This window comes from Citrobacter sp. RHBSTW-00017 (assembly GCF_013797615.1).
In the GTDB taxonomy this organism is placed as follows: Bacteria; Pseudomonadota; Gammaproteobacteria; order Enterobacterales; family Enterobacteriaceae; genus Citrobacter; species Citrobacter braakii.
In genome coordinates this window covers 2,703,919-2,720,128 of record NZ_CP056899.1, presented here as the reverse complement: position 1 = coordinate 2,720,128, position 16,210 = coordinate 2,703,919, and the positions used below count along the sequence as shown (strand labels likewise).

General features: G+C 52.3%; 17 protein-coding genes and 1 pseudogene. 8 read left to right on the top strand and 10 right to left on the bottom strand.

The features are described 5' to 3' along the window. Window positions 1-67: 67 nt before the first annotated feature. Complete coding sequence (locus HV037_RS13140) at window positions 68-766, top strand: RluA family pseudouridine synthase (protein WP_075849134.1); 699 nt, start codon at window positions 68-70, stop codon at window positions 764-766. 38 nt (window positions 767-804) lie between these two features. Here HV037_RS13140 and mdtK read toward each other — a convergent pair whose 3' ends face one another. Further along, window positions 805-2,178, bottom strand: coding sequence for a multidrug efflux MATE transporter MdtK (mdtK, locus tag HV037_RS13135; protein WP_016152981.1), 1,374 nt, complete (start codon window positions 2,176-2,178; stop codon window positions 805-807). Window positions 2,179-2,395: 217 nt separating this feature from the next. On the opposite strand from mdtK, the gene HV037_RS13130 reads away from it, so the two are divergent. Next, window positions 2,396-3,043 (top strand): riboflavin synthase, encoded by a 648-nt coding sequence (locus HV037_RS13130; protein WP_047417658.1) that lies wholly within the window; start codon window positions 2,396-2,398, stop codon window positions 3,041-3,043. Between the two features lie 41 nt (window positions 3,044-3,084). On the opposite strand, the pseudogene cfa reads toward HV037_RS13130, so the two are convergent. Both cfa and punC read right to left on the bottom strand, forming a co-directional pair. Beyond that, window positions 3,085-4,233, bottom strand: a pseudogene (gene cfa, locus HV037_RS13125) (cyclopropane fatty acyl phospholipid synthase). Between the two features lie 290 nt (window positions 4,234-4,523). Further along, window positions 4,524-5,729, bottom strand: a complete 1,206-nt coding sequence (gene punC / locus HV037_RS13120; protein WP_103283846.1) for a purine nucleoside transporter PunC — start codon at window positions 5,727-5,729, stop codon at window positions 4,524-4,526. Between the two features lie 113 nt (window positions 5,730-5,842). Here punC and punR point away from each other — a divergent pair, with 113 nt between their 5' ends. Further along, complete coding sequence (punR, locus tag HV037_RS13115; protein WP_016156424.1) at window positions 5,843-6,775, top strand: DNA-binding transcriptional activator PunR; 933 nt, start codon at window positions 5,843-5,845, stop codon at window positions 6,773-6,775. Here punR and purR read toward each other — a convergent pair. Then, window positions 6,772-7,797 (bottom strand): HTH-type transcriptional repressor PurR, encoded by a 1,026-nt coding sequence (gene purR / locus HV037_RS13110; protein ID WP_003832757.1) that lies wholly within the window; start codon window positions 7,795-7,797, stop codon window positions 6,772-6,774. The genes punR and purR overlap by 4 nt on opposite strands. A gap of 297 nt (window positions 7,798-8,094) precedes the next feature. On the opposite strand from purR, the gene cydH reads away from it, so the two are divergent. Next, entirely contained in the window at window positions 8,095-8,184 is a 90-nt protein-coding gene (cydH, locus tag HV037_RS13105) for a cytochrome bd-I accessory subunit CydH (RefSeq protein ID WP_003029209.1), read from the top strand. Window positions 8,185-8,360: 176 nt separating this feature from the next. Beyond that, the gene (locus HV037_RS13100; protein WP_103283845.1) at window positions 8,361-9,530 is read left to right on the top strand and encodes an MFS transporter; all 1,170 of its coding nucleotides are present in this window, start codon (window positions 8,361-8,363) and stop codon (window positions 9,528-9,530) included. A gap of 40 nt (window positions 9,531-9,570) precedes the next feature. On the opposite strand, the gene sodB is transcribed toward HV037_RS13100, so the two are convergent. Beyond that, window positions 9,571-10,152, bottom strand: a complete 582-nt coding sequence (sodB, locus tag HV037_RS13095; RefSeq protein ID WP_016152988.1) for a superoxide dismutase [Fe] — start codon at window positions 10,150-10,152, stop codon at window positions 9,571-9,573. Between the two features lie 127 nt (window positions 10,153-10,279). Continuing rightward, window positions 10,280-11,110, bottom strand: coding sequence for a C40 family peptidase (locus HV037_RS13090; protein WP_019076728.1), 831 nt, complete (start codon window positions 11,108-11,110; stop codon window positions 10,280-10,282). A 333-nt stretch (window positions 11,111-11,443) separates the two neighbouring features. Between HV037_RS13090 and grxD the strand changes: the two genes are divergently transcribed. Further along, on the top strand, window positions 11,444-11,791 hold the full coding sequence (grxD, locus tag HV037_RS13085; protein WP_003832760.1) for a monothiol glutaredoxin 4: 348 nt from the start codon (window positions 11,444-11,446) through the stop codon (window positions 11,789-11,791). Window positions 11,792-11,845: 54 nt separating this feature from the next. On the opposite strand, the gene rnt is transcribed toward grxD, so the two are convergent. The 4 genes from rnt to HV037_RS13065 all read right to left on the bottom strand — a co-directional run bounded on the left by rnt (window position 11,846) and on the right by HV037_RS13065 (window position 14,844). Further along, window positions 11,846-12,493 (bottom strand): ribonuclease T, encoded by a 648-nt coding sequence (gene rnt, locus HV037_RS13080; RefSeq protein ID WP_016152990.1) that lies wholly within the window; start codon window positions 12,491-12,493, stop codon window positions 11,846-11,848. 94 nt (window positions 12,494-12,587) lie between these two features. Continuing rightward, window positions 12,588-12,995, bottom strand: a complete 408-nt coding sequence (gloA, locus tag HV037_RS13075) for a lactoylglutathione lyase (RefSeq protein WP_003029198.1) — start codon at window positions 12,993-12,995, stop codon at window positions 12,588-12,590. 97 nt (window positions 12,996-13,092) lie between these two features. After that, window positions 13,093-14,190, bottom strand: a complete 1,098-nt coding sequence (locus HV037_RS13070; RefSeq protein WP_016156427.1) for an alkene reductase — start codon at window positions 14,188-14,190, stop codon at window positions 13,093-13,095. A 54-nt stretch (window positions 14,191-14,244) separates the two neighbouring features. Further along, a complete protein-coding gene (locus tag HV037_RS13065; protein WP_016152991.1) occupies window positions 14,245-14,844 on the bottom strand; it encodes a TetR/AcrR family transcriptional regulator in 600 nt (199 codons plus the stop codon). A 101-nt stretch (window positions 14,845-14,945) separates the two neighbouring features. On the opposite strand from HV037_RS13065, the gene HV037_RS13060 reads away from it, so the two are divergent. Both HV037_RS13060 and HV037_RS13055 read left to right on the top strand, forming a co-directional pair. Then, window positions 14,946-15,185, top strand: coding sequence for a DUF1289 domain-containing protein (locus tag HV037_RS13060; RefSeq protein WP_016156428.1), 240 nt, complete (start codon window positions 14,946-14,948; stop codon window positions 15,183-15,185). 49 nt (window positions 15,186-15,234) lie between these two features. Next, window positions 15,235-16,131 (top strand): aldo/keto reductase family oxidoreductase, encoded by an 897-nt coding sequence (locus tag HV037_RS13055; protein WP_016152993.1) that lies wholly within the window; start codon window positions 15,235-15,237, stop codon window positions 16,129-16,131. The last annotated feature ends 79 nt before the right edge of the window (window positions 16,132-16,210 follow it).

Sequence of the window (16,210 nt, the reverse complement as noted above, 5' to 3'; positions counted from 1 at the left end):
GCGCCCTGATTCGCCTGCGTGTTAAAAATTCGCTATCATCCGTTTCCACACTTCATCCTGGTCGCTCATGTCTACGATCCTTGATACCTTTATTGCCCCGCCTTGTCATGATGATATAGCGATCCTCTATCAGGACGAGCATCTGGTGCTTATCAATAAACCCACTGGACTGCTTAGTTTGTCGGGGAAAAACCCGCAGAATCTCGATTCGGTACATCACCGGCTGGTACAGATTTACCCCGGCTGTACGCTGGTACATCGGCTTGATTTTGGGACGTCAGGGCTGATGGTGATTGCCCGTAACAAGGCTATCAACGCCGCGCTTTGCCAGCAGTTCAGTCAGCGCGCGGTAAGCAAGGTGTATAGTGCGTTGTTGTGCGGGCATCTGAAAAACGATGAAGGCGTTATAGACGCAGCGATTGCCAAGGATCCGGCGCTGTTTCCACTGATGTCGATTTGCGCCATTAACGGTAAACCCGCGCGCTCGCGCTATCAGGTTATTGAGCGTTTTCATCATCGCCAGCAAGATGGGACGTTACTCGCTTTGACGCGGGTACGGCTGACACCTGAAACCGGGCGTACCCACCAGTTGCGGATCCACTGTCAGCAGTTGGGGCATCCCATTTTGGGGTGCGATTTATATGGTGGGCGTCTGCTGCAAGGCACCGAACGGACGTCGAGACTGATGCTGCATGCCAGTGAACTGCATTTCAGGCATCCGGTCAGTCAGGAATGGATGACGGCCCAAAACGCCAGCCCGTTTTGAGGATATAAAAAAGCCGCCAGATGGCGGCTATTTGGGGATTATCGTGCGGCGCGTTGTAAAATAACCGCTGACGGCTGGCGCTGCAGAAAACGCATCCGCAGCATCATCAACACTGCCGCAGAGGTCAGGCCGATAATAAAGCCCATCCAGAATCCTGCCGGTCCCATCCGGTCAACCACCAGATCGGTCAGCGCCAGAATATAACCGCTCGGCAGACCCAGTACCCAGTATGCCGTAAAGGTAATAAAGAAAATGGAACGCGTATCTTTATAACCACGTAGGATACCGCTGCCAATAACCTGGATAGAGTCCGATATTTGATACACCGCGGCCAGTAACATGAGCTGTGCTGCCAGAGCGACAACTTCCGGGTTATTGTTGTAGAGCAGGGCAATGTGCTCACGGAATGTTACGGTGAAAATCGCCGTCACAACCGCCATGCAGACGCCGACGCCCAGACCTGTTCTGGCTGCGGTTTGCGCATCCAGCGTGGAACCCTGGCCCAGACGATAACCGACTCGAATGGTGACGGCTGCAGCCAGAGACATCGGCAGGACGAACATTAACGAGCTGAAGTTGAGCGCGATCTGGTGTCCGGCCACGTCGACAATCCCCAGCGGGGAAACTAGCAGCGCCACCACAGCAAACAGCGTCACTTCGAAAAATAACGCCAGCGCGATAGGTAAACCCAGCTGTACCAGGCGTTTCATTACGGCGGTGTCCGGTTTCTGGAAACCACGCTCATTACGGATATCACGCATCGAGCGTGCGCGTTTAACGTATGACAGCATGGCGATAAACATCACCCAGTAAACCGCCGCTGTTGCCACGCCGCAGCCCACACCGCCTAGCTCCGGCATGCCAAAATGCCCATAAATGAAAACATAGTTAACAGGAATGTTCACCAGCAGGCCGAGAAATCCCATCACCATCGCCGGTTTGGTTTTGGCCAGACCTTCACACTGGTTACGGGCTACCTGGAAGAACAAATACCCCGGCGCGCCCCACAGCAACGCGCGCAGGTAGCCGACGGCTTTATCTGCCAGCGCCGGGTCGATGTTATGCATGGAGCGAATAATGTATCCCGCGTTCCAGAGCACGATCATAATCAGAATGGAGACGCTGCCCGCCAGCCAGAAACCCTGGCGTATTTGATGGGCAATGCGATCGCGGCGCCCGGAACCATTGAGTTGCGCAATCACTGGCGTCAAGGCCAGCAGCAGTCCGTGACCAAACAGAATGGCCGGCAACCAGATAGATGTGCCAATGGCGACGGCCGCCATGTCCGTGGCGCTGTATCCGCCCGCCATGACGGTATCAACGAATCCCATTGCGGTTTGAGCGATTTGCGCAAGAATCACCGGAATTGCCAGAGCTAATAACTGACGCGCTTCACTTACATACTTTTGCACGTGTACACCACTATATTGTTGTTATTTGAGAGACTAAAAAAGCCGCCTTATATGGCAGCAAGGAGAAAAAGCAGGGGAAATTTCAGTCTATTGTAGCGAGGAATACGTAATTCTCCAGTGAAAAAACAGGCAGTAGCGGCGCATCGCTGGCAACCTGAATTTCCACCTGCTATTGTGCTGTGCAGAGATGTCTTAATTCAGTTCAGGAGTTAGAAGTATGTTTACGGGTATTGTGCAGGGCACCGCGAAATTGGTGTCCATTGATGAAAAACCAAATTTTCGTACGCATGTTGTGGAGTTACCTGAATATATGTTGGATGCGCTGGAGACCGGCGCATCGGTTGCCCACAATGGGTGCTGCCTGACGGTAACCGAAATCAACGGTAACCAGATAAGCTTTGATCTGATGAAAGAAACGCTGCGTATCACCAATCTGGGTGACCTGAAGGTTGGGGATTTGGTCAACGTTGAGCGTGCGGCAAAATTCAGTGATGAAATTGGCGGACATTTAATGTCGGGCCATATTATGACGACCGCCGAAGTGTCGAAAATTCTGACCTCGGAGAACAACCGCCAGGTGTGGTTTAAAGTTCAGGACCCGTCGCTGATGAAATACATCTTGTACAAAGGATTTATCGGAATTGATGGCATCAGTCTGACGGTCGGCGAGGTGACACCGACGCGTTTCTGTGTGCATTTGATCCCGGAAACGCTGGAACGTACGACGCTGGGTAAGAAAAAGTTAGGCGCGCGGGTCAATATCGAAATCGATCCTCAAACCCAGGCGGTGGTTGATACCGTTGAGCGCGTACTGGCGGCGCGTGAAAACGCCATCAGTAACGTAACGGGTGAGGCGGGAGCCTAAGCCAGAGTGTAAAACCCCCGTTGGCACGGGGGTGATAACGATTAGCGGGGAACGCGCAGGCCGTGTTCAACGCCGCGGGAAAAAACCACCTGCCACAGCTGAATGTCGCGAGCACGAAACGCACCGGCGCAGGCGTTCAGGTAATAGCTGAACATCCGTTTAAAGCGTTCGGTATAGTTATCGGCGATTTCAGGCCAGGATCTCATGAAACGCTCGTGCCATGCCATCAACGTTGTATCGTAATCCGCGCCAAAATTATGCCAGTCTTCCATCACAAAATGCGGCTCGCTGGCGTTGGCAATCTGGCGAACTGACGGTAAACAGCCGTTCGGGAAGATATATTTATTGATCCACGGATCAACGTTATTGTCGGTCTTTTTGGAACCGATGCTATGCAGCAAAAAGAGGCCGTCGGGTTTTAAATTACGATCAACCACCTCAAAATAAGTCGCGTAGTTCTTCGGCCCCACATGCTCAAACATGCCGACGGAGACAATGCGATCAAATTTGTCGTTCAGGTCGCGATAATCCTGCAGCAAAATTGTGACATCCAGCCCCGCACAACGCGCCTGCGCCATTTTCTGCTGTTCTGCCGAAACGGTCACGCCCACCACGCTAACGCCATATTGTGACGCCATAAACTGGGATAAGCCGCCCCAGCCGCAGCCAATATCGAGCACCCGCATGCCTGGCTTCAACTGCAGTTTTTCGGCAATCATTTTTAGCTTCGCCTGTTGGGCAGATTCCAGGGTATCGGCATCTTTCCAGTAGGCGCAGGAATACTGCATATAAGGGTCCAGCATGCGGGTAAAGAGATCGTTGCCCAAATCGTAGTGTTCTTTGCCGACGACCCACGCACGTTTTTTGGTCTGTAAATTGAACAGGCGAGCCGTGGCGATACGTAGCGTGTCTTTAAAGTGGCGGGGGAGTTGGTTTTCAAGACCGGCGCGCAGGACTTTACAAAAAAACATGTCCAGCCGGTCTCATTCCCACCAGCCATCCATATAACTTTCGCCCAACCCTAACGATCCTTCCTGCAATACGCGTTTGAAAAAATCGGGGTTCGTTACGCGAATATCTGCCGGTGCCGGACCATTAATGGTAATACCTGCACGGCTCAATAATTCATTGGTGATGCGGTACCAGTCATCATCCGGTACGCTGACGTCTTCTATACACGATGAACTCATAGCTTCTCCATCACTGGTCGGTGATCAGAACCTTAAAATAGCGTAGACGCTTTTTTGGGCTTTGTGAGAACTCTCACGGAATTAATCCGCGAATCTATAATCCGACGTAGAACAGAGGAAGGGAGGAACCCTTGCCGAAAAGACCATCCATGGGAAAACGGGAACGTTCTTGTCCCCGTTAACACATAACAATTATCGTTTTTTTAACAACCGGAAATCAGTATAGGCCTGAATTTTTGATGATTCAACCAATAAATATTAGCAGGCTAATCAATTATCAAAGGTGATTACTAGTGAGACTCACCGTGGGCAATTTGCGCCCGATCATCTGTGTGCGGGGCATTAGCCTTCTGCGACTGCATTTTGTAACCCGCGGCCGCCAGCAGCACCGTTGTCAGCATCACGCTGGTGGTGGTGAGCAGCGGGGTGGCGATCAACCAGGAAACCACAAGGCTTGCCAGGAAGCATAAACCCAGTTGCAGTGTGTTCTGCAATGCCGCTGCGCGTCCCGTAGCTTGTGGGAAAGGACGTAACGCCTGAGCCACAACAATAGGGTAGATTGCTCCATTGGCAATCGCCATAACGCAGAATGGGAGGAGGATTTCAGCCAGCGCAACATGGTGAATAAAGCCGGTTGCCCAGGTGGCCACTACGCTAAAGGCATACAGAATGAGTAACCAGGGCAGCAACTGACGGCCCTGCCATTTTTGCAGCGCAGCGCGGCAGCCGTAACCACCAATTAAGAAAGCGATGGTTTGCGGAACATAGCTCAGGCCAATCACCGCCGGACTGTAGCCCATTTCGCTGAGGATGAACGGGGAACCCGTCAGCCAAGCGAAGAAGCTCGCGGAGCAGGCGGCATAAATCAGCACGTTTCCGCGGTAAACTTTTGAGCGCAACAGGGTAGCGAAAGTCAGTTTATCCTGGCTGTCGTCGCGTGCTTTAGCTGTTGGTTTTAAGCGCAGAGCCGGAAGCATCAGGATTAGAGTAATGGCAAACAGGGTGGCGAAAATGGCCTGCCAGGAAAAATGTACCAGGATCCAACTGCCTAATAACGGCGCTAATGCCGGGGATAACCCGACCAATGGCATAATGGTGGCAAAGATGCGGTTTACTTTTTGTGAAGGATAATAATCGGTGACCAGCGCCTGCCAGATAACCGATGCCGCACAAACGCCAACGGCCTGAACAAAGCGTAGTACCAGCAGACCGGTGGCATTTTCAACCCACAGCATGCCCAGACTGCCCAGCGCGAAGATGGATAAACCCAGCAGCAAAACAGGCTTGCGACCATAATGGTCAGAGAGCGGCCCCCACAGAAGTTGCGCGACGGCAAAACCCGCTAAGAATAAGCTAAGGCTGGCGCTGACGGCAGATGCAGGCGTCTGCAGATCGGACTGAATTGCGGCAAAGGCGGGCAGATACATATCCGTTGCCAGAAAACCGAGTACGCTAAGACCCGCCAGCCAGACTAAAAATCCTTTCCCAGGTTGCATCATCATTTCTCTTTTTTTAGCAGTAGAACAATGCCGCTGAGTGTAGTGAGTGTAATTCTTGCTGTGAAACGCTAATATTTGCTTACTGATTTCAAATTTTTTGTAGGCAGAATATGTGGTCGGAATATTCACTTGAAGTTGTGGATGCGGTTGCGCGTAACGGTAGCTTTAGTTCGGCCGCGCAGGAGTTGCACCGCGTACCCTCGGCGGTAAGCTACACCGTGCGTCAACTGGAAGAGTGGCTGGCGGTGCCGCTTTTTGAGCGACGCCATCGGGACGTGGAATTGACGCCTGCCGGTGCATGGTTTCTCAAGGAAGGCCGCTCTGTTATCAAAAAAATGCAGATCACCCGCCAGCAATGTCAGCAAATTGCCAATGGCTGGCGCGGGCAGTTGGCGATCGCGGTAGATAACATTGTCCGCCCGGATCGTACCCGACAGATGATCGTGGATTTCTATCGTCATTTTGATGATGTGGAGCTGCTGGTTTTCCAGGAGGTGTTTAACGGTGTCTGGGATGCGCTGTCCGATGGGCGCGTTGAGCTGGCAATCGGCGCCACGCAAGCGATTCCGGTGGGGGGGCGCTATACCTTCCGCGACATGGGAATGCTGAGCTGGAGCTGCATGGTGGCAAGCCATCATCCGTTGGCGTCAATGTCCGGACCGCTAAGCGACGACACGTTGCGCAACTGGCCGTCGCTGGTGCGTGAAGACACGTCGCGTACGCTTCCTAAGCGTATTACCTGGCTGCTGGATAACCAAAAGCGCGTTGTGGTGCCTGACTGGGAATCTTCTGCTACCTGTTTATCTGCAGGTCTGTGCGTGGGCATGGTACCGACGCATTTTGCTAAACCGTGGATTGATAGCGGCAAATGGGTCGCGCTACAGCTGGAGAATCCATTTCCTGATGCCGCATGTTGCCTGACATGGCAACAGAACGATACGTCGCCGGCATTGAGCTGGCTGCTGGACTATTTAGGGGATAGTGAAACACTGAATAAGGAATGGTTGCGGGAGCCCGATGAGGCTCCCGCACAACAGTCTTAACGACGGTAATCGCGGAACGGGCCGTCGGCAACGGAGCGGCGCTCTACCAGGCGCGGATGAACCTCGATAGACTGCGACTCTTCACGTTTATTCACGATACGGTCTAACAGCATGTTGAAGGCCGTTTCACCCAGTGAATCTTTAGGCTGGTGAATGGTCGTCAGAGCCGGCGTGAAGAAGCGGGCGTTGCGCACGTTGTCGTAACCGATGAGCGAAACATCCTGCGGTACGCGCAGTCCCATCTCGTCAGCGGCGCACAGCGCACCCATCGCCATGATATCGCCACCGCAGAAGACGGCAGTCGGACGATGCGACTGTGACAGAATTTGCTGCATGGCGCGATAGCCGGATTCAGGCTCAAAATCGCCCTGCACAATCCAGTTTTCAGGAACTTTAATCAGCGCTTCTTCCATCGCTTTCATAAAGCCTGCCAGACGCCCGGCTCCGGTATTACGCTCCATTGGGCCTGGGATCACGCCAATCTCACGATGACCGCGTTCTACCAGATACCGACCCGCCATGTAACCGCCTTCGAAGGCGTTATCAATGACCGTATCGGTAAAGTCGGCTTTAGCTTCGCCCCAGTCCATGACGACCATCGGAATATGGCGGTACTCTTCGAGCATCGAAAGCAGCGACTCCGGATACTCTGAACACATCACCAGCAGACCATCAACGCGCTTTTGCGCCATCATTGACAGATAAGCCTGCTGTTTTTCGAGGCTGTTCCATGCGTTACCCAGAATCAGGGTATAGCCTTTCTGGAAACAGTTTTTCTCAACGGCTTCGATAATTTCAGCGAAATAGGCCGCTTCGCTGCTGGTGGCCAGCAAGCCAATAGACTTGGTGTGATTCACCTTCAGGCTGCGCGCCACGGCGCTCGGAGAATAGTGCAGCTCTTTGATCGCCGCCCAGACAGCATTACGCGTTTCTTCCGCGACAAAGCGCGTCTTGTTAATTACGTGTGATACGGTTGTAGTGGAAACGTTTGCTCGCTTCGCTACATCTTTAATTGTTGCCATTACATCTCACTCCAGACCATATCCTAAGCTCCTGAGAATACTCCAGGTAAACGTTTGCCTTAACACACCCTTAGCGCAACGTAAGGGTTGCGGCACGCCGGGAAAACGACACGGAACGTCAGGAAGGGGTCAATGGCCGGTACGCTAATCAAGTAAGCGTGGAATTTTGTCTGATCTTAACGAAAAGGGGAAGAGTTAAAAGCAGTTATCAATATAAATCGTGAGAGATTTTTGCTTTCAAGTGTGTAAAAATGCGCAATATCACTTTTTGTGTGGGAATAAAAAGGAGAAAACTTGATGAGCACCGATCTGAAATTTTCGTTAGTGACTACCATTATTGTTCTGGGTTTGATCGTCGCGGGTGGCCTGACCGCAGCGCTGCATTGATTTCCCCCGAGGGAGTTCGCTCTCCCTCATCCTTTCCGCTTGCCTTTCCCGTCGATTGTTTGCGAATAAGCAAAAGTCTTTTGCAATTTTGTTAACTTTATTAATTTTGCGATCAATGTCATGCTTTTGACTCTTATTTTATGTCGCGCCCCGGCTCGACGTTACGGAGTCGAAATATGAAACTCAATTATCCTTTACTGGCGCTGGCGATCGGCGCGTTTGGCATTGGCACCACTGAATTTTCGCCAATGGGATTATTGCCCGTCATTGCCAAAGGTGTGGATGTCTCGATTCCCGCGGCCGGAATGTTAATCAGCGCGTATGCGGTTGGGGTGATGGTGGGTGCTCCGCTGATGACATTACTGCTGTCCCATCGTGCGCGACGTAATGCGTTGATATTCCTGATGGCGATTTTCACGCTGGGCAACGTGCTTTCGGCTATTTCGCCGGATTACACCACCCTGATGTTATCGCGTATTTTGACCAGTCTGAACCATGGGGCATTTTTTGGTCTTGGCTCCGTTGTCGCTGCAAGCGTAGTACCCAAACATAAGCAGGCCAGCGCCGTGGCAACCATGTTTATGGGGTTGACCATTGCCAATATTGGCGGCGTTCCTGCGGCGACCTGGCTTGGTGAAACCATCGGCTGGCGTATGTCGTTTATGGCAACGGCGGGTCTGGGCGTCATCGCCATGGTCAGCCTGTTCTTCTCATTACCCAAAGGTGGGGCGGGAGAGCGCCCGGATGTCCGTAGCGAACTGGCGGTACTTATGCGTCCGCAGGTGCTGTCGGCGCTGCTGACGACCGTTCTGGGAGCCGGGGCGATGTTCACGCTTTATACCTATATCTCACCAGTGTTACATACGATCACCCATGCCACACCGGCGTTTGTGACCGGTATGCTGGTGCTGATTGGCGTTGGCTTCTCTATCGGTAACTATCTTGGTGGCAAACTGGCTGACCGTTCCGTTAACGGTACGCTGAAAGGCTTTTTACTGCTGCTGATGGTTATTATGCTGGCCATTCCTTTCCTGGCGCGTAATGAGCTGGGTGCGGCAGTCAGTATGGTCATCTGGGGGGCAGCGACGTTTGCGGTCGTTCCGCCGTTGCAGATGCGCGTGATGCGCGTTGCCAGCGAAGCGCCTGGATTATCATCGTCAGTCAACATTGGCGCGTTTAATCTGGGGAATGCTCTGGGTGCCGCAGCCGGTGGGGCGGTGATTTCCGGTGGGTTGGGCTATAGCTTTGTTCCGGTGATGGGGGCAATTGTGGCGGGACTTGCGCTGCTGCTGGTCTTTATCTCTGCGCGCAAACAGCCTGAAGAGGCTTTCACTACCGCGAATTAATGCTAAAACGCAGAAGGGTTCTCCTTCTGCGTCATCTTTTTTATGCTGCGAAGTTCTTCGCAACAAATTCCCAGTTCACCAGCGCCCAGAAGTTTTCCAGGTAGCCAGGACGGGCATTGCGATAATCGATGTAGTAGGCGTGTTCCCACACGTCAACGGTCATCAGCGGCGTCGCGTCGGTGGTCAGCGGTGTACCTGCATTGGAGGTGGAAACGATAGCCAGTTTGCCATCTGTTCCTTTTACCAGCCAGGTCCAGCCAGAACCGAAGTTTTTAATAGCGGCATCGGTGAACTGCGCTTTGAAATCCGCAAAGCTGCCAAAGGAGGCGGCAATTGCTTCGGCCAGTTTACCGGTAGGTTCGCCACCTGCGTTCGGTGCCAGGCAGTTCCAGTAGAACGTGTGGTTCCATACCTGTGCTGCGTTATTGAATACACCGCCTTCAGAGCTACGTACGATCTCTTCCAGTGATTTGCCTTCAAACGCCGTGCCTTTAATCAGGTTGTTCAGATTAGTCACGTAAGTTTGATGGTGTTTGCCATAGTGATATTCCAGCGTTTCGGCAGAAATGTGCGGTGCCAGAGCATCTTTGGCATACGGTAATGCAGGTAATTCAAACGACATTGCTTCTCTCCTTATTATTTGTATTGAGTACACACAATAGCCTCATTGTGAGTAAGGATAGGGTAGCAAATTGAAAGGTTATGCAAAAGAAGAACTTACCCTACAGCATGTACTGTAGGGTAAGTTTTTAACGAATTGTTTTTGGCGTCATTACCCGACGAGCGCCCACATAGTGGCGCTGCCAGTAATCTTCACTCAGAGAGGTGATTTGAATTTCCTGGCCGCTGCGCGGTGACTGAATAAACTTACCGTTGCCAACATAAACGCCAACGTGATCGGCAGTTCCACGCCCCTGGGTACGGAAAAATACCAGATCGCCATTTTTCAGTTCGCCACGTTCAATCGGCGCAGCATCGCGCAGATGATACATTTCGTTCGCTGTACGTGGAATGCGGAATTTCACCAGATCTTTATAGGCGTAATAGACCAGACCGCTGCAGTCAAACCCGGTTCTTGGTGAGGTGCCGCCCCAGCGATAAGGCTTGCCGATTTGGTTCATCAGCGTGGACATGGCGGTTTTAGTGGCTTTCTGCACTTTCACTTTATGCGCGTCAGCCAGCGTCGTTGGTGCGGTGGTTTTCACTTTTACACAGCGCGGCTTATGACCTTTGCGCGGCGTGCATTTTTCAGTCCAGGTAACGGCAGCGGTTTGTGCTGCGGTGTTTTTACCACGACGGTTTGCCGTTTTAGTCGACTTTGCCGGAGCGGCAGTGCGATGTTTAGAAGAGGAAGCGGTTTTGGTGCTGGTTTTGCTGGTGGTTTTTGTCGCCGTTTTTTTGCTGGTCTTTGTTGTTTTTTGGCTGGTTGTTGCGCTTTTCTTTTTATCTACCGTTTTGATGGTGTGGGAATGGGTAGGTGTCGTCCTGGCCTGCTTGGAAGCATGAGCCATGGGCGTAAAGGGCAGTGTAGTAAAAAGTAAAGCACAGAGCGTGATCGAGATTCGGTTTATCCGCGCCACTGAGCAATCCTCTGGTAAGGCAGGTCTATCATGCCTGCGTGTGATTTTCAAAACTTGATGATTCTAATCTATAGAAAGAGGGAAAGTTAATAGCTTTTTTGTTTAAAACTACGTTTCGTAACCGACCGCAAAAAAAATCAGCAATTAAAGTTGGCGTTGGTGAACGAATAATCAAATCCACAGGCTTTAAGGGGAAAAATGAGATTGTGAATGCAACTTTTGGCGTCAGGGGATAAAATAATAACGCGTAATGAAAATGTTATTTTCCGTTGCCTGTCTGACCCGCTACAATGTCAGACTACTGCCGTAAAAGAAGTTTAAGGAAGCAAGATAATGAGCACCACTATCGAAAAAATCCAGCGCCAGATCGCTGAAAACCCGATTCTCCTGTACATGAAAGGTTCCCCTAAACTGCCAAGCTGCGGTTTCTCCGCTCAGGCTGTGCAGGCGCTGTCCGCCTGTGGTGAACGCTTTGCTTATGTTGATATTCTGCAGAACCCGGATATTCGCGCCGAGCTGCCGAAATACGCAAATTGGCCAACCTTCCCGCAGCTGTGGGTTGATGGCGAGCTGGTTGGCGGCTGTGACATTTTGATCGAAATGTACCAGCGCGGGGAGTTGCAGCAGCTGATTAAAGAAACAGCGGCGAAATACAAAACCGAAGAGCCGGACGCTGAATAATATCAGCGTAAATAAAAAAGCGACCTCGTGATGGTCGCTTTTTTTATCGGTCCGTTATGCCTCTTCAGGTACGGGAAGAGGCCAGCCGCCGAGACGTTTCCAGCGGTTAACAATTTCGCAAAACAGCACGGCCGTCCGTTCGGTGTCATACAGCGCCGAGTGCGCCTGAGTCCCGTCAAATTCCATTCCTGCCGCCAGGCACGCTTTCGATAACACAGTTTGCCCCAGAGACAGGCCGCTTAAGGCCGCAGTATCAAAGGTGACGAACGGATGAAATGGATTACGTTTGAGCGAGGCGCGTTCTGCTGCGGCCATCATAAAACTGTGGTCGAACGTAGCGTTATGCGCCACCATGATCGCCCGATTGCAGCCGCTGTCTTTAATGCCTTTACGCACCATTTTAAAGATGGCATGCAGAGCGTCATATTCGCTGACCGCTCCGCGTAGCGGATTGTTAGGGTCAATTCCGTTAAAGGCGAGGGCTTCCGGCTGCAAATTCGCGCCTTCAAATGGCTCTACGTGGAAATGTAACGTCGTGTCCGGCATCAGCCAGCCTTGTTCATCCATTTTCAGTGTGATGGCTGCGATCTCAAGCAGCGCATCGGTTTTGGCATTGAACCCTGCGGTTTCGACATCAATGACGACAGGATAAAAACCACGAAAACGGTCACACAGACCGGAAAGTTGAGCGTTATCGGACATCTGGGTCTCTTAATACGGGAAAATTGCAGCGCGTATTATGGCAAAATGATGAGTATAAAACTACGGGCACAGACGATCTGCGCCCGTGGGGAGGTCAGTCGCCCAGGCCGCGCCCGGCGTCTTTCTCTTCGATCAGTTCAATTTTGTAACCGTCTGGATCTTCAACGAACGCAATTACGGTGGTGCCGCCTTTTACCGGACCGGCTTCACGCGTGACGTTACCGCCATTCTGACGAATACGTTCACAGGCTTCGGCTGCGTTGTCTACGCTCAGGGCGATATGGCCGTAGGCAGTGCCCAGCTCATACTTGTCGACACCCCAGTTATAGGTCAGTTCGATCACGGCTTCGCTGGTTTCAGGGCCGTAGCCGACAAAGGCCAGGGAGTATTTGTATTCAGGGTTTTCGCTGGTACGCAGCAGCTTCATGCCCAGCACGTTGGTATAAAACTCGATGGAACGCTGCAGGTCACCCACGCGCAGCATGGTATGAAGTAAACGCATCTTTTTCCCCTTCGAAAATGGCTAATACATTCAAAATGTTGTTTTAGTATAGCGGCGTTGTTACGCCGCTATCAATGGCAGAACGGAGTTTGTGACGTTAGAGGGTAGGATAATCGGTGTAACCTTCCGCGCCGCCGCCGTAGAAGCTTTCGGCACGTTGCGGATTCAGCTCCGCTTTACGCTGCAGGCGCGCAACCAGATCCGGGTTAGCGATATAGGCGCGACCAAAAGCAACGGCGTCGATCAGGCCCTTCTCGATCAGTGCTTCTGCTTTTTCAGGTGTGTAGGCACCCGCACCAATGATCGGACCGTGGAAACGTGCACGAACTTTTTCGCGAAACGCATCGGAATACGGCTCGCCGCCAGCCCAGTCCGGCTCAGACATATGCAGGTAAGCGATTCCGCGCTTGCCCAGTTGTTCAATCAGATACAGCGCATCGGCTTCTTCGTTCGGGCCGTTGTCAACGTTCTGGAATGAGCCAATTGGGGAGACGCGAATACCGATGCGATCGGCACCCCATTCTTTAATACCGGCATCGACAACTTCCAGCACCAGACGTGCACGATTTTCGACGCTGCCGCCGTATTGATCGGTACGCTGGTTAGACGTTGGCGACAGGAACTGGTGCAGCAGATAGCCGTGAGCGGAGTGCAGTTCAACCATGTCGAAACCCGCTTCGCGCGCGTTGGCAATCGCCTGACGGAAGTCATTAACGATGCCGGGAATTTCTTCCGTTTCCAGCGCACGCGGCATTGAGGTATCCGCACGCGTTGCCAGACCATTTTCATCACGCAGCGAGGTCCGGGTACCGGCGCTAATCGCGGAAGGTGCGACCGGTGCCTGACCGTTGGGCTGCAGACTGGTGTGAGAGATGCGCCCGGTATGCCACAACTGGACCGCAATATGACCTTGCTCCGCATGTACGGCAGCGGTGATTTTTTTCCATGCGGCAATTTGCGCTTCGCTGTGTAAGCCGGGTGCCCCCGCATAGCCTTTCGCCTGCGCGGAAATCTGTGTAGCTTCACTGATGATAAGACCCGCGCTGGCGCGTTGACGGTAATACTCGGCCATCAGCGGAGTAGGGATGTCGCCAGGCTCAATGCTGCGCAGACGCGTCAGTGGCGCCATGAATACGCGGTTTGCTGCCGTAATAGCACCCACTTTCAGTGGGGAAAAAAGTTTTTCAGATGACATATGGCACTCCTGAATAGACCGGTCGTCTAGTAATAAAAGAAATAAAAACGCCTGTTAAACGGCAGGCGTAGTAATGATGGTTTTAACGTGCGCCAGCGCATTTTCCAGCGGGGTGGCGCTACGAGAAATCTTGGCCTGCAGGTTGGCGCCCAGCCACAGCGCATACAATACCTGCGCCTGCTGTAACGGCTCGCCAACAAAGGACAGACAATGGTTTGCCTGACCTTTCTCCAGCGCCTGCGCTAACAGCGCAATAATGTGCCGCGCGCCTTTATCCATCGCCGTGCGCATATCTTCTGACAGATCGCACACTTCGGCAGACAGTTTTACGGTTAAACAACCGCTGATAATGCCGTGCTGGCTAAACTGGTTCAGGGTTTCCTGATAGTAGGCCAGAATGCGGTCGCGATAGTTTCCTGCCCCCGTATCAAAGTGCGTAGCCAGTCGCTGATGATAGGCCGCATAGTGGCGTTCCAGCATCGCGACACCGAACGCTTCTTTAGAGCGAAAATAGTGATAAAACGAACCTTTGGGGACTTCAGCGGTTTTCAGTAGTTCGCTTAAGCCCATACCGGTGAAACCGCGCTGCATACACAGCAGTTCGCCAGTCGCCAGCAGATGTTCGCGTGTATCGTGTTCAGTGATTTTGTTCATGGAAAGGAGTGTAATAGACCAGTCGGTCTAATGCAATAGCGCTTGCGAGAAATTCAGTTAACGTCTTCAATAGGTATATCAATCTTACTAAAGGAGGGGATGTGGCCGAACAGCTGGAGTTTTTCCCCGTCCAGAGCCCATGCCGTGGAATATGTCAGTCTGACGAGCGCGGTTTTTGCCGTGGCTGTTTTCGCAGTCGGGATGAGCGTTTTAACTGGCAAAAGATGAGCGATGCCGAAAAGCAGGAAGTGCTACGGCTTTGTCGTCAGCGCCTGATGCGTAAATTACGAGCAAACAAAGCCAACCCTTCGGAAGAACCGCAACAACCTTCACTCTTTTAAAAGCGTAATTGCGTATACTCGATGCACATTCACTTATAAGGAAGCTGCTATGGTTCAGCGTATTACTATTGCGCCGCAAGGTCCGGAATTTTCTCGCTTTGTAATGGGGTATTGGCGCCTGATGGACTGGAATATGTCCGCGCGCCAGCTAGTCAGCTTTATTGAAGAACATCTGGACCTGGGCGTTACCACCGTCGATCACGCCGATATTTACGGCGGATACCAGTGTGAAGCGGCGTTTGGCGAGGCACTGAAGCTGGCCCCGCATCTGCGTGAAAAAATGCAGATTGTTACCAAGTGCGGGATCGCCACGACGGCGCGCACGGAAAATGCGCTGGGTCATTACATCACCGACAGCGCGCATATTATTGCCAGTGCGGAAGCATCGTTGAAGTTGCTGGCGACCGATCATATTGATTTGCTGCTCATCCATCGTCCCGATCCGCTCATGGATGCGGACGACGTAGCCGACGCGTTCAAAAAATTGCACCATAGCGGAAAAGTGCGTCACTTTGGCGTATCTAACTTCACCCCGGCACAGTTCTCACTGCTGCAATCGCGTCTGCCGTTCACGCTGGCGACTAACCAGGTTGAGATCTCACCGGTACATCAGCCGCTCCTGCTGGATGGTACTTTAGATCAACTGCAACAACTGCGCATTCGTCCGATGGCCTGGTCCTGCCTCGGCGGTGGTCGTCTGTTTAATGACGATGCGTTCCAGCCATTACGTAATGAACTTGCCACAATCGCAGAAGAGTTAAACGCGCAGTCCATTGAGCAGGTGGTGTATGCCTGGATTTTACGTCTGCCGTCTCAGCCGCTGCCGATTATTGGCTCAGGGAAGATAGAGCGTGTACGCGCCGCCGTTGAGTCTGAGTCATTGAACATGTCTCGCCAGCAGTGGTTCCGTATTCGCAAAGCTGCGCTGGGTTACGACGTACCGTAATCGCGTTTTTGACGCTTCTCCGTTCAAATTTGTGTCACTGGTTTACACTTATCAATCAGACACCTTTTGGACGGAGGTC

Coding starts and splice junctions, on each gene's coding strand:
- HV037_RS13070 (WP_016156427.1), bottom strand. CDS start 14,190: ATGTCATCTGAAAAACTTTTTTCCCCACTGAAAGTGGGTGCTATTACG.
- gloA (WP_003029198.1), bottom strand. CDS start 12,995: ATGCGTTTACTTCATACCATGCTGCGCGTGGGTGACCTGCAGCGTTCC.
- HV037_RS13065 (WP_016152991.1), bottom strand. CDS start 14,844: ATGAACAAAATCACTGAACACGATACACGCGAACATCTGCTGGCGACT.
- sodB (WP_016152988.1), bottom strand. CDS start 10,152: ATGTCGTTTGAATTACCTGCATTACCGTATGCCAAAGATGCTCTGGCA.
- HV037_RS13100 (WP_103283845.1), top strand. CDS start 8,361: ATGAAACTCAATTATCCTTTACTGGCGCTGGCGATCGGCGCGTTTGGC.
- purR (WP_003832757.1), bottom strand. CDS start 7,797: ATGGCAACAATTAAAGATGTAGCGAAGCGAGCAAACGTTTCCACTACA.
- HV037_RS13130 (WP_047417658.1), top strand. CDS start 2,396: ATGTTTACGGGTATTGTGCAGGGCACCGCGAAATTGGTGTCCATTGAT.
- HV037_RS13140 (WP_075849134.1), top strand. CDS start 68: ATGTCTACGATCCTTGATACCTTTATTGCCCCGCCTTGTCATGATGAT.
- punR (WP_016156424.1), top strand. CDS start 5,843: ATGTGGTCGGAATATTCACTTGAAGTTGTGGATGCGGTTGCGCGTAAC.
- punC (WP_103283846.1), bottom strand. CDS start 5,729: ATGCAACCTGGGAAAGGATTTTTAGTCTGGCTGGCGGGTCTTAGCGTA.
- cydH (WP_003029209.1), top strand. CDS start 8,095: ATGAGCACCGATCTGAAATTTTCGTTAGTGACTACCATTATTGTTCTG.
- grxD (WP_003832760.1), top strand. CDS start 11,444: ATGAGCACCACTATCGAAAAAATCCAGCGCCAGATCGCTGAAAACCCG.
- rnt (WP_016152990.1), bottom strand. CDS start 12,493: ATGTCCGATAACGCTCAACTTTCCGGTCTGTGTGACCGTTTTCGTGGT.
- HV037_RS13055 (WP_016152993.1), top strand. CDS start 15,235: ATGGTTCAGCGTATTACTATTGCGCCGCAAGGTCCGGAATTTTCTCGC.